The sequence below is a fragment of the Flavobacterium ardleyense genome (genome assembly GCF_033547075.1).
Classification (GTDB): domain Bacteria; phylum Bacteroidota; class Bacteroidia; order Flavobacteriales; family Flavobacteriaceae; genus Flavobacterium; species Flavobacterium ardleyense_A.
Map to the genome: position 1 here is coordinate 1,255,146 of NZ_CP137891.1, position 14,325 is coordinate 1,269,470.

3 protein-coding genes are annotated in these 14,325 nt (G+C 36.8%); all 3 read left to right on the forward strand.

All coding sequences use genetic code 11. The features are described from left to right. Positions 1 to 444 precede the first annotated feature (444 nt). Positions 445 to 3,492: a RemA C-terminal-like gliding motility protein gene (locus tag SBO79_RS05420; RefSeq protein WP_318642681.1), complete on the forward strand. Its 3,048-nt coding sequence runs from the start codon at positions 445 to 447 to the stop codon at positions 3,490 to 3,492. Positions 3,493 to 3,962: 470 nt separating this feature from the next. Further along, positions 3,963 to 5,951 (forward strand): RemA C-terminal-like gliding motility protein, encoded by a 1,989-nt coding sequence (locus tag SBO79_RS05425; protein ID WP_318642683.1) that lies wholly within the window; start codon positions 3,963 to 3,965, stop codon positions 5,949 to 5,951. 520 nt (positions 5,952 to 6,471) lie between these two features. Next, positions 6,472 to 13,428, forward strand: a complete 6,957-nt coding sequence (locus SBO79_RS05430; RefSeq protein WP_318642685.1) for a RemA C-terminal-like gliding motility protein — start codon at positions 6,472 to 6,474, stop codon at positions 13,426 to 13,428. Positions 13,429 to 14,325: the final 897 nt, after the last annotated feature.

Sequence of the window (14,325 nt, forward strand, 5' to 3'; positions counted from 1 at the left end):
AGAATTATCGATTTTCAATCAATTCTCAGAAGAAAATTTCATAAAAATTTCTTACAAAATATTTGGAAGTAAACGTAAAATTTCTATTAAGTTAAATTTTGTAAATTTTGTTAAAAATATTATAAGGCTTATAGCGCAAGTATAGTGCAATTGGTCGATAAAAATTTACCGTTCATCGGCAAAATGACTGATTTTTTTATTTTTTCTTAGGGCTTGAAATTCAGTAATCTAGCCGTAAAATATTTTGAAACTTTAAGATAATTTAACATTTAACATGTAAGAATTCGGAGCTTCTTAGATAATTTTGCCGTTGAAATATTTAGAGATAAAGAAGTTGTCGAATTTGTCTAGCAGCAGAAAATTTTTACCTATTTCAAATTGCTTTTTATAACCTACATAAATTTAGTGCCCCAAATTCAAAAATTCAATTAATTTTATTTTACTATGATTAAATCTTTATTTAGTAAACTTGTTTTACTTTTTCTGACAATTATTGTTATTAGTGCGAAACTTCATGCCCAAAAAACAGTATTCGAGCAAAAATTTGATGCTTCCGAGACAAATGTTTCTACCACTAGTGGTACTATTCCTGGTTCCAATTGGAACGTTAGCAGAGGTGGGACTAGTTATGGCGCTAGAATCCACAACGGAAGGCTTAATCTTACTAATGATATAAGTTCTGGTTCAATTGTAAATGGATGGGTACTCGCAAGTACTTCAACTCCCGTGGCTAGCTCTGGATATAGATCAATATTAAATCAAAATCTCGGAATTGTTTCATGGACATTTAATATGAGGCAAAGTTTTCCAGATCCTAGTGGCTTTTCCAATAACCAATATGGGGTGGCGTATATTTTGGCAGGAACTACGAATACCACAAGGACCCTAGGTCAGGGGTATGCAATCCAGCTAGGCCGTAGTACTACAGGAAACCCAAACGATCCTATAAGCTTAGTTCGGTATACAGGAGGAATGGCAGCCTTCAGTACAATTTTATCATCTGAAGCACCCGGTCCTAAAAAGGTAGGTACGAATTATGTAAGTGTACGTGTCGAATACAATCCAGCAGATCAGGTGTGGAAGTTATTTGTGCGTGACGATGGTCCAGATTCTTTTGCAGATCCATTAACGGGAAGCTTGAATATGGTTGAATCGGGAATCCATAGTTCTCCTTACACTGGTATTGATTTGCCAATGACAGGCGCTTATTGGAATGCAGGAAACACGAGCAATGATTCGTTTTTTGATAATATTACTATTAAAGTGGTTGTTCCTGAAATTACATCGATTACTCCGGCTATAAAAAATGTGAACTCTGATGCGTTTACTTTGACTATTGATGGAAAAGGTTTTAAACAAGGCAATACAGTTTATTGGAATGGATTAGCAAGAACTACTCAGTACGTTTCACCAACGCAGTTAACAGCGAGTATCCCTGCAACTGATCTTACAGCACCAGGACAAGTGCCTATAACAGTTCGTATGGGAACGACGTATGTATCAAATGCTGTAAATTTTGAGATTAGAACTCCAGTTATAACTGCTTCGACAACAACTTTACCCGCATTTGTATCATGTGCTCAGACGACTTCTGCTAGTCAAAGTTTTACAATTTCTGGCTCAAATTTAGGTGGCAATATTGTGGTTACGCCTCCAACAGGATTTGAGGTATCCAAAGATGCTATTACGTACAGTCCAACGCTAACTTTTGATCATGCATCAGGAACTGTAGGTTCCGCTTTAGTGTATGTTCGTATGAAACCTACATCAACTGCTGTTTCTGGGAATATTACAGTAACATCTTCACAAGCTGCAACTAAAAATATTTCGGTATCTGGTAACATTGGCGCAACAACTACCTGGAATGCAGCTACTTGGAGTGTAGGTTTGCCTACTAGCACAACGACGGCGGTAATTAACGGTGCATATAATGAAGCAGCATCTATTAATGCATGTAGTCTTACAATTAAGAGTGGTTCGGTTGTAGTAATTCCAGCAACTTTTGATGTAACGCTTAATGGCGCTTTAACCGTAGAAAGTGGCGCAAGTTTCACTTTGGCTAGTAACACAAACTTGATCCAAAATACAAATGTGCAAAACTCTGGGATTATTAATGTACAAAGAAAAAGTTCTCAACTTTTCAGATTAGACTATACAATGTGGGGATCGCCACTTTATGGAACTATAACAAGTACACTACAAACGTTAAAGAATTTCTCTCCTAATACTGTGGATAGCCGTTTCTATACTTACAACTCTTCAACAGATGTATTTAATTCGGTTTTACCTACAACACCATTCGAAGTTGGAAAAGGGTATTTAATCAGAATGCCAGATAATCACACAATTTTCTCTGCTGGAGTCCCTGCGACTTCATGGACTGGAACATTTGTAGGAACACCTAACAATGGCGATATCAATGTTAGCCTAGTTTATGGTCAAAAAGGCTTTAATTTGCTTGCAAACCCATATCCTTCTATGCTTGATGCAAAAAAGTTCTTGACTGATAATGCAACTCAGATTGGTGGAACCCTTTACTTTTGGAGAAGACGTAATAATATGCCAACTGCCTCAGAGACAACAAGTGCATACTATGCAACTTATACATATGCCGGTGGCGCTGCGGTTGCAGTTAGCAACTCCAGTAGTAGCACTAATGGAGGCCAAACTTTTGAAAGTGCAGCACCTAATGGATTTATACAAGTTGGCCAAGGGTTTATCGTTCAGAAATTACAATCAAGTCCTGCAGCGGGAATTGTAGTTTTCAAAAATTCAATGAGAACAGCAACAAATAATGACAATCAATTTTTCAAGAATGCAAGTATTGAAAATAGTGGGCGTGTGTGGCTAAATGTTACGAATGCTGCTGGTGAATTTGGACAAACTCTTGTCGCTTATTTAGCCGAAGCAGAAAATGGTCTTGATTTTACCGATGGAAAATATTTAAATGATGGCTCAACGGCACTAACATCTTGGCTGGACAATACTGAGTATATAATTCAGGGACGTGCACCTTTTGAAAGTTCAGATGTGGTAGATTTAAACTTCAAGACGGCAACCGCTGGAACTTACACAATTGCAATTGATCACGTGGACGGACTTTTTGAAGTTTCTCAAGATATTTTCTTGCGTGATAATGTGCTAAATGTCTTGCATGATCTTAAAGCTTCAAGCTATACTTTTGCTACCGAAGCAGGTAGTTTCAACAACCGTTTTGATTTGGTTTACCTAAATCCACTAGCTGTAGATAGTCCAACTTTCAGTTCAAATTCGGTAGTGTTATTTAAAAATCAAAACAATATTGTGATCAATTCTGGAAATAACCTTTTAGAAATGGTTGAGGTATTTGATATCCGCGGAAGAGTTTTGGCTGTAGCCAAAAATATACAAGCCAACGAAATTTCGATAAATGTAGGAACTACAAATCAAGTTTTGATTGTGAAAATAACCTCTGCTGATGGAATTACAGTGACAAAGAAAACCATCAACTAAGCTGAAATAATAAATAATATTGAAAAGAATCGCCTTAATTGGCGATTTTTTTTTGGAAAAAAATCAGCGAAGAAATTGTACTTTTTTCATGATTTTATTTCTTGATGCGACCTTTGCAACACATTCTTTTTCAAGCTGCAAAATTCAACTATCAGGAAATTAGGTTTCTACAAAGTCTCCAACTCTTCACCAAATTTTGATTATTCTTTTTGCTACCAATTTTTTAATCGTTGTACTACAACGGATTTTAATACTACTCACCGAAGTTATTTTGTGAGAAATTCATTTAGCTTTTACTTTACTATCGCTAAGCATTTGCTCTCGATATATTGGATCAGCAGACAGCTAGAAATAGCAGCAATTGTAGTTTATAGTCAGTTTTTTTAAAAACACTTAATCAATCTGAGTACGATCTTGAAACCAAGAAACGTCACAACCCAAGAGTTCGAGTTTTTTGAAAATTAATTCTAATGAAAAAGAATATTCTTTTTTTGATTATTTTATTTCCAATCATTGCTTTGGGTCGGATTGCTGATCTAAAGATTTGCAATGATGTTGAGTTTCTGGCTGCTTCGCCACAATTAACTGTGTCGGTAACAAGCTTAGCCGCATTTTCATCTTGCATACAGACAACTTCAAACAGTCAAAATTTCACTATTTCAGGTAGCTTCTTGACTGCAGAGATTAGTATTACTTCTGCCGCTGGATTTACAATATCCAAGGACGATATTAATTTTGGCAGCACTCTTATCTTTCCTCATGTTTCAGGAAACGTGCCTAATTCCGTCGTTTATGTGCGAATGGCTCCTACCTCAGCTTCAAATTCTGGGATCATTACTATTGCTTCGGTTAATGCAGTGAGCAAGACAGTAGCCGTATCTGGCACTGTGGGAATCACCACCACTTGGAATGGCACTTCCTGGAATCCAGTTGCTCCTACGAGTACAATGAACGCTTTTATTGAGGGGAACTATTCTCAAGCTGCAGATATCAATGCCTGTTATTTAACAATCAGCAATGGCGCGCATGCAAACATTTCATCGGGTTATAACGTAGTTTTGAGTGGTGCTCTAACCGTTGATTTTGGCAGCACATTTACCTTAGAAAATAATGCTGGTTTACTACAAAGCGGAACTACAAATCCCAATTCGGGCACTATTAAAGTCAAGCGCAACAGCTCTTTTCTAAACCGACTGGATTATACGATATGGAGTTCGCCAACCTTTGGAGAGCAATCCATTCAAGGTTTTGCAATCGGAACAGTGCCGACTCGAATCTACTTCTATAATAGTGCAACAAATCTATTCAATGTCCTGCCAAATCCATCCAGTACCAATTTTGCAACCGGAAATGGATATTTAATTCGTACGCCCAATGACCATTCCACTACTGGAGCAATTTGGACTGGAGAGTTTTTAGGCAAGCCCAATAGTGGTGATATTAATGTCAGTATGAATAATTTTGGCGTAGGATTTGGCTATAATTTTGTAGGAAATCCGTATCCATCACCAATTGATGCCACTGCATTTGTTGAACTCAATAGCGCCAATATTACAGGGACGTTGTACTTTTATAGAAAAACAAATAACGTCCTTGAGCCGACTTACGCCACTTGGAGCACAGCTGGTTTTGTCAGCAATGGAAATCCTGAAAGTGTAGATCCTAATGGAATTATTCAGACAGGTCAAGGCTTTCTCGTTGAAGCTATAGGTTCTGCAACCAATCTTGTTTTCACCAATTCGATGCGTAGCAATACCAATGTAGATCAATTTTTTAGAAATACAAATCCTCAAGAGTATAATAGAATTTGGCTCAATGCAACTAGCAGTGAAGGGCTGTTTTCGCAAATGCTGATTGCGTACTTTACAGATGGCTCTGACCAATTAGATTCTTCCGATGGCAAATCTATTACTGATGGTGCTATTTCTCTAACTTCGATCATACAAACGGTTCCGCATACCATTCAAGGAAGATCGCTCCCTTTTACTCCAGCCGATAGTGTACCACTACAATTTATGGCAAAACGAGCCGGCACTTATAGTATTGCAATTGATCACGTTGATGGACTTTTTGCCGAAGAGCAAGATGTTTTCTTGCGAGATACTCAAATAGGAGTTGATCATAATTTAAAATCTGACCCTTATACATTTGTTACAGCGGCAGGTACATTTGCAAATCGTTTTAGCATTGTCTATCAAAATCCTTTGTCGGTTGAAAATGCTACTTTCAATTCAAGTTCAGTTGTTGTTTACAATAATTATAATGCTGTCATCATTAATTCGCCGAATGCACTTCTTAACCAAGTTGAAATTTACGATGGCAGAGGAAGAGTTATGGCTTTCGCCAAAAATATTAATGCCAATGAAATTTCGCTAAATGTTGAAACTACAAATCAGCTTTTGATTGTGAAAATCATTTCTGCTGATGGAATTACAGTTACAAAGAAAACCATCAACTAAGCTGAAATGATTAATAATATTGAAAAGAATCGCCTTAATTGGCGATTTTTTTTTTGGAAAAGATCGAAATGTTAGATTGTAATTACTTGAATTTTGAATTTTCGGTAGAGGAGTTTTTCTTAATGACTTGCGTCGATTTGCTCAATTTGGAAGCATTTATAAAATATTTAAAAAGTGAGCATAACGAATTCACCTTCAAACGAGGACAAAAATGCCTTCTTGCTTTAGCTGAAAAATAGATGAAATTACCTTGCTAATCCTAAAGTTGTATTAAGCAGCGTTTTTTTGCCGAAAGCCTTCTAAAAATTTTATTGGTTGCAAAAATTTTCACGACAAGAAAAGGAAGCTGTTGGATTTTTGTAGTAAAATACAAACGGTCTGATTTTAAGCAGTTGGCTTACAGTATGCTGGAAACGATTTTTAAGAAATTTTTATAATTTAAAAGGACGAAACGCACACAAATCGGATTAAGTGCGTTAATATTGCGTTTTATTTGAAAATTACAATAATTATTATTTTTATGATTAAATCTTTACTCAGCAAATTTGCGCTATTGTTCTGCCTGTCATTTATAATGACATTGACAGAAAGTTATGCACAGCAAACGGTTTTTACGGAAACTTTTTCCACAGCTCAAAGTTCAGCTTATACCACAAATGGTGCTATTGGTACTTCCAACTGGACTGTCGCACGTAGCGGTCAAGATTTCGGCGCCAGAATTAGTGGTGGAATCCTTACATTAACCAATGATGCAACCTCCGCTGGCAATCCCACAGGTTGGATTTCTGCCACTACTAACGTTTCTAATTTCGACAATGCATATAATCCAATTCTAAGCCAAAATGCGGGAATTGTTTCGTGGACTTTTAATATGCGTCAAATAAGAACCAATCCGAGAGGCTTTGAATTCGGTCAATATGGTGTTGCTTTTATTTTGGCAGGAACGCTAGGTTCTAATGTAGCTACTGGAAAAGGGTGGGCGCTGGTTCTTGGAAACTATGGTACTACCGATGCAATTAGATTAGTAGCGTATTCAAATGGATTAAAGACTTTCTCAACTAAGTTATCATCAAAGGCTTCTGGCTATACAGATTTCGGAAGGGAATATACAAGCGCGCGAGTAGAGTATAATCCAGCGGATAATCGATGGTCTTTGTATCTTAGAAAAGATGGAAGTACATTTCAGAATCCAAAGTCAGGTACTCTTATTTTTCAAGAAACATGGATACATACCGATTATGTAAACGAGCCGTTAACGATTATGGGTGGGTATTGGAGTGCAGCTACAACTAAAAATCAAACTGCTTTTTTCGATAATATTTCGGTAAGTGTTCAAACCCCAGAAATTATATCAATCGATCCAGACTCAAAAATTGCAGGTAGTTCATCTTTTACTATGACTGTAGATGGAACTGGGTTTCTACCTTCGAGCAAAGTGCAGTGGAATGGTCAGGAAAGACCAACAACATATGTATCTTCAACAACTCTTACTGCTGTAATTCCGGCTTCAGATCTTGTACTATCTGGTAATGCCAATGTACAAGTAAAAAATAATACTGTATTATCAAATATTGTGGTTTTTGATATAGAGCCTTCGGGTGCTCCAACACTAACGTTGTCAAAAAATTCACTTCCTGCATTTTCAACTATTCAAGGCACTGCTTCATCAAGCGAAACGTATACTATTACTGGAAATAATTTAGAAAGTGGCGCAACGTTAACTGCTCCAGCTAGTTTTGAAATGTCGGTCGGATCGTCAATCACGTACTCCAACCCACTTGTATTACAAAATAATGGAGGTGGATTAATTGGACAGCCACTAACTATCAATGTACGAGTAAAAGCAGCAGCCACTGCAGGTGTTTACACAGGGAATATTACAAATGCTGCTACAGGGGCAGTTACAAAACTTGTTGCAGTTTCGGGCAAGGTTTTAGCGCTTGAGCCTACAACTGCAGCAACGGCGATAAACTTCACGAATGTGACTTCTACTACCTTGACGGTTAATTGGACTAATGGTAACGGATCAAATCGTATCGTTTTAATTAAAGAAGCTTCAGCAGTGAATGCATTGCCAGTTGATGGAACAAATTATACAGCAAATGGAATTATAGGAATTGGAAGTGAACTTGGCGTTGGTAATTTTGTTGTTTATAAAGGAGCGGCAAATTCTGTTAATGTCACTGGATTAAATCCAAACACTGTATACCATGTGTCAGTAATTGAGTTTAATGGTCCAGCGAATGCCGAAAATTACCGTTCGGTACACGCTCCAGGAAATGTAACCACTGCAAATAGTCCGGCTGGCTTACAAGTTAAAGTCGCCAATACTAGTTATAAAATAGACTTTGATACTACAGTTGATGGCGTTAATTTAGGAGAATTTCAGGGTGCAGGTATTGCAAAAATTGCTGAACCAGGTCAGTTAGATTCAGATTCGTGGGCATTTACTGGTTTTGAAGGTGGTGTGATTAACTTTGGCGGAAATAGTCCGGAGGATAGTAGCTATGAAATGGGAGCCTCAGATGGTGATGTGGACGAGTCGGGAATTTACGCATTTAATGTAAGTTCAACGGCAACTGATAATTATACCTTGGGAATTAAACCTGGAGGGAGTGATTTTAATCCAGGTACTGTTACACTGAGATTACATAATAGAACGGGGGCGACAATTACCTCGTTGAACATCGGCTATAAAATTTACATTAAAAACGTCGAAAATTCATCTACTAAAATTAGTTTTAGCCACAAGTTGGAAAGCGCATCAAATTTTATAAATGCTATTGCTGAAATTGATGTTATTTCTGATGCATCTATTGATTTAAATCCCACATGGAAAGCGTCCTACAGAGTTGTGACACTTACAGGATTAAACATACCATCAGATAAGTATTATAACTTGAGGTGGTCAGGATCTACTGCTACCGCAACTGCTGTTCAAGATGAATTTGGAATTGATGATATAGAGGTTATCGCAAATACATCTACAAACACAGTTGCCTTTGATGGAATTGCCGAAGATTTCGTTCTACAAGGAAACGCAAATTTATCCGCTGATTTATCGGTTCAAAACCGTCTTCAATTTAATGGTGGTAAATTATCTATAAAAGATAAAACGCTAACCATTGCTGGAAAGGTAGAAAATACAATTGCCAATGGATTAGTAGGTGGATTTGATAGTAAACTAGTTGTAAGAGGAACTCAAAATCCAAGTTTAAGTTTTGACACCGCAGCTAATACTTTGCAATCTTTCAGTTTAATTGGAGCAAATCCTAATACGGTTACTGCTTTAAACAACTTTTCTGTAAGCAACCTTTTAAGTGTTGACGAGCAACAAATATTAAATCTAGGAACAAATACAGTAAATGGAAATTTAACGTCTATTCAGAACAACGGAATAATCCGAACACAAAATGTAACTGCAACTCCATTTGCTTCAGGCAAAACTTGGGGAGGTACTGGTATTCTGAATATGAATGCAACTTCTACAGATCAAACCTTAGTTGCTGGAACTTACAACAATTTGACATTATCATCAACTGCGGGAACAACTGCAGTTGCTAATTTAACCGTAAACGGTAAACTAGATTTGCCGAAACCTAATGCAAGTGCAACTCAGGGAAGTTTATCAATGGCAGGTTTTACTTTAACAATGGGACCTGATGGAATTAATACCGGGATTGGTGATGTAACTGGAATTATAAAAAGAGATGTCTTTGCTCCTAATAAGACATACACTTTTGGTCATCCAAATTCTTCAATTACATTCCCTCCAGCAGGAACACTTCCAACTTCTATGAGTGCGAAATTAACAATTGGTACCGCACCAACTTGGAAAGCAGGAACAATTTTACGTCAGTTTGATATCATTCATACTGGTGCAATTAACACAAAAGCCATTATTCGTCAGCATTACTTAGATAGTGAACTGAATGGTAATGCTGAATCTAGATTGGCTTTCTGGGCTCATACGATTTCACCGTTGAATACATTTGATCAAGGTCGATCAAACAATAATACGACTGATAATTGGGTAGAAATCTCAAATGCCAACGTTGGATTGTATTTCAAAAACACTTTCGGTCAAGTATTTATTACCTTGGACGAAGGAGCGGATTCCGATTTAACTTGGAATGGATCAGAAAGTACTTCTTGGATTACGGCTGTAAATTGGACACCAAAAGGAGTTCCATCAGCAACTACCAAAGTATTAATTCCAAATGTGTCAACCGGATCTAATCGCTATCCTATTATCGATGCTACTTCAAGCGTAAAGACAATTACGATTGACGCGGGAGCTGTTGTAAATACACCTGATAATTCAGTACTAACTGTTTATGATGGAGCTGGAGCTTGGCAAAATAACGGAATTTTTAATCCTGGAAATGGAACAGTACTATTTAATAATATTGATGCAACTATTTCAGGATCAACATCTTTTAATAATCTAACGATTGCCACTGGCGCAGGTCTTCGAGCATTGGAGGGGAATTATATGAGTATTGCTGGAACTTTTACCAATAATGGGACAATGTTTACAACTTTAACTCCAAACACAATTGAGTTTAAAGGAACTAACCAGATAATTCCTGCACCAGGTGGACTTGAATTTGGTGGTTATCATCACCTAAAAGTAACTGGGACGGGAGCTATAATTGCTCCAACTACCTTAAATGTTAGAGGAAATTTAACCATAAATCAACCTATAAATTTTACTGCTAAGACGATTAATTTAGCTGGTATTTCTAATCAAACCATTGCTGGAACGGCTGCGATTAATTTCAGTAATTTAATTGTAAACAAAGAAACCGGAGCAGTTATTCTTGCAAAAGATATTAGCGTTGGCGGAACACTTACTCTTACAAAAGGTAATGTAGTTCTTGGTGCAAATAATCTTACTCTTGGCAGTACTGCTGTCGCTGGAACTTTTGGAACAAATACAATGATTGTTGCTGACGGTATTGGTTTGGTACGCAGACCTGTTACAGCAATTGGATCTTACTTTTTCCCAATCGGAGAATTAGCTGGAGCGCCAAGTTACGCGCCAATAACGGTAAATGTAACTGCTGGATCATTTAGTAGTGCATTTATAGCCGTAAATCTAAAAGATATTAAACATCCAAATAACAACAGTTCTCAGAATTATTTGAGAAAGTATTGGAGTGTAACTCAAAACGGAATTACTGGAGCTGTTGCAACAATCACTGGAAAATACGATGCTGTAGATGTTCTTGGAGTAGAAGCAGAAATTGCTGCTGCACAGTTTAATGGAGCTTTTAATGTTGTGTCAAATCCTTGGATTAAGTTTGGCACTTTGTCAAATAATACGATAGTAGCAACCAATGCAACCTTGACCGCTGGACAAGCTTCAGTTTTCACGGGTATTAAAGCCGGTGTTTTTAGTGTTGAGGTGTTTGGTTATGGGGAATTTTGCAAGGGTTCTGATGCGTTTCTTACCGCAGAAGTTGTGGGTGGAGATGCCCCATTTACTTATACTTGGTCTAATGGTTTAGCGAACTCGCAAATTGTACAAGTTCCAACCAACATTGATGGAGAGACAAACTATACATTAACCGTACGCGATGCAAACGGATTTGTGGCGGTAGATAATACCAACCCAGTGAAAATTTTGCCATTGACGGTACCTGGAACGGTTGTAAGTCAGCAAATTTGTGCAGCGACAAGTCCAGCTGATGTTTTGTTAAGTGGAAGCGTTGGTAAAGTTCTATATTGGCAACGTTCGCAGACTTCAGACTTTAATGTGTTTACAAATATTTCAAATTTCACTACAACATTAACTGGAGCAGAAGTAGGGCAGTTAAATCAAACAACATATTTTCGAGCAGTTGTTGAAAGTGGAAATTGTGGACAACAAGTTTCAAATACTGCTACCATTGAGATCAAAAGCACGACTTGGGACGGGAATAATTGGAGCGATGGAATACCAACGGCGAATACATCTGCTATATTCACTGGGGCTTTTACAGCAACAGCAAGTATTGAAGCATGTAGTATAGTAGTAAATAATAATGCTGCGGTGACTATTCGAGCAACTTTTGATGTAACACTTAACGGTGCACTTACGGTAGAATCTGGAAGCTTTAAGATGGAAAGCAATACAAACCTGATTCAACTTACAGATGTCCAAAATTCGGGAAATATTATAGTTGAAAGAGAAAGCTCCAAACTTTATAGATCAGATTATACGATGTGGGGATCGCCAGTAACTGGTGCTCAAACACTAAAACAGTTTTCACCTTTAACCGTTGTTACTCGCTTTTATACTTACAATACTTCTACCGATCAATTTAACACAATCGTACCTGAAACAAATACGTTCGCATCCGGAAAAGGATATCTTATAAGAATGCCGGACAATCATACGATCTTTGGCACTACTGTTCAAGCAACATCTTGGACTGGAATATTTACCGGAAAACCTACAAACGGAACAGTTCCAGTAGAGTTGGCTCAAACATTAAACGGTTTCAATATGTTATCTAATCCATATCCTTCTATGATCAGTGCAGATGCTTTCTTAACTGAAAATTCATCATCAATAGATGGAACATTATACTTCTGGAGAAGACGTAATGCAGTACAAGATGCTAGTGCATATTATGCAACTTACACTTTAGCTGGTGGTGCTGGAACTGCAGGGTCAGCCTCGGCTCCAAGTCAAGTGCCAAATGGATTTATTCAAGTTGGACAAGGCTTTATTGCTAAAGCAAAATCTAGTGGCGCTGTGTTCACAAATTCAATGCGTACAAAACTAAATAACGACAATCAATTTTTCAAGAATGCAAATTCTCAAGATAGAAGTCGTATTTGGTTAAATGTTAGCAATACAGCTGGTGAATTTGGTCAAACACTTGTAGCCTATATGCCTCAAGCGGAGAATGAACTAGATCGCACCGACGGAAAATACCTTGGTGACGGATCGACAGCACTTACATCTTGGTTGGACAATTCTGAATATATTATTCAAGGGCGTGCGCCGTTTGTATCTTCAGATGTAGTAGCATTAAACTTTAAAACGGCAACGGCAGGAAGCTACACAATTGCAATTGATCACGTGGATGGATTGTTTGAAGGTTCTCAAGATATCTTCTTGCGTGATAATAGTGTTGGTGTTTTGCACGATTTAAAAAATGCAGCCTACACATTTGCTACGGAAGCGGGAAGTTTTAATACTCGTTTTGACATCGTGTACTTGAATCCTTTATCGGTTTCAAATCCAAATTTCGATTCAAATTCAGTAGTTCTTTACAAGAAACAAAACAATGTTGTAATCAACTCAGGAATGACAACTCTTGAAAATGTTGAAGTTTACGATATTAGAGGTAGATTATTGGCTATTGCCAAAAGCATAAATTCGAACGAAGTTTCGATAAATGTTGGAGAGACTAACCAAGTTTTGATTGTGAAAATTACTTCGATTGATGGAGCGAAAGTCACTAAGAAAACCATCAATTAATTTTAAAAATTTTATTTTATAAAAAGAATCGCCCTTAGTGGCGATTTTTTTTTGAGATAAAATCAAAGTGTGATCAGTGAGAAAGAATGCATTATTGGAATCACTTTTTCCGATCTTCCGTCATCTATTTTAAAGTAAGTAGTTTTACCAGATTCTTTAAGTATTCCAGGTAGAGAAGAGTACTTCATTTTTCTTAATGCGTTAATGGTAGAAGAAATTTAACCATTACGAAGTTAAGTTTCATTAAGTTTTACCGGTAGAGACGAATACTTCATTTTCCTTAATGCCTTACTGGCGGAAAAAATTTAACAATTACAAAGTTAAGTTTCATTAAGTTTTACGGGTAGAAACGAGTACTTCATTTCTTAATGGTAGAAAAAATTTAACCATTAAGAAGCTAAGCTTCATTAAGTTTTATGGGTGGAGACGAATACTACATTTTTCTTAATGCCTTAATGGTAGAAAAAAAATAACCATTAAGAAGTTAAGTTTCATTAAGTTTTACGGGTAAAGACGAGTACTTTCTTAATGCCTTACTAGTAGAAAAAATTTAACCATTAAGAAGTTAAGTTTCATTAAGTTTTATGGGTAGAAACGATTACTTCATTTCTTAATGCCTTACTGGTAGAAAAAAGTAAATCATTAAGAAGTTAAGTTTCATTAAGTTTCATTAAGTTTTACGGGTAGAGAAGAGTACTTTATTTTTCCTAATGCCTTAATGGTAGAAAAAAAATAACCATTAAGAAGTTAAGTTTCCTTAAGTTTTACGGGTAGAGATGAGTACTTCATTTTACTTAATGCCTTAATGGTAGAAAAAAAATAACCATTAAGAAATTAAGTTTCATTAAGTTTTATGGGTGGAGAAGAATACTACATTTTTCTTAATGCCTTTTAGGT

Coding starts and splice junctions, on each gene's coding strand:
- SBO79_RS05420 (WP_318642681.1), top strand. CDS start 445: ATGATTAAATCTTTATTTAGTAAACTTGTTTTACTTTTTCTGACAATT.
- SBO79_RS05425 (WP_318642683.1), top strand. CDS start 3,963: ATGAAAAAGAATATTCTTTTTTTGATTATTTTATTTCCAATCATTGCT.
- SBO79_RS05430 (WP_318642685.1), top strand. CDS start 6,472: ATGATTAAATCTTTACTCAGCAAATTTGCGCTATTGTTCTGCCTGTCA.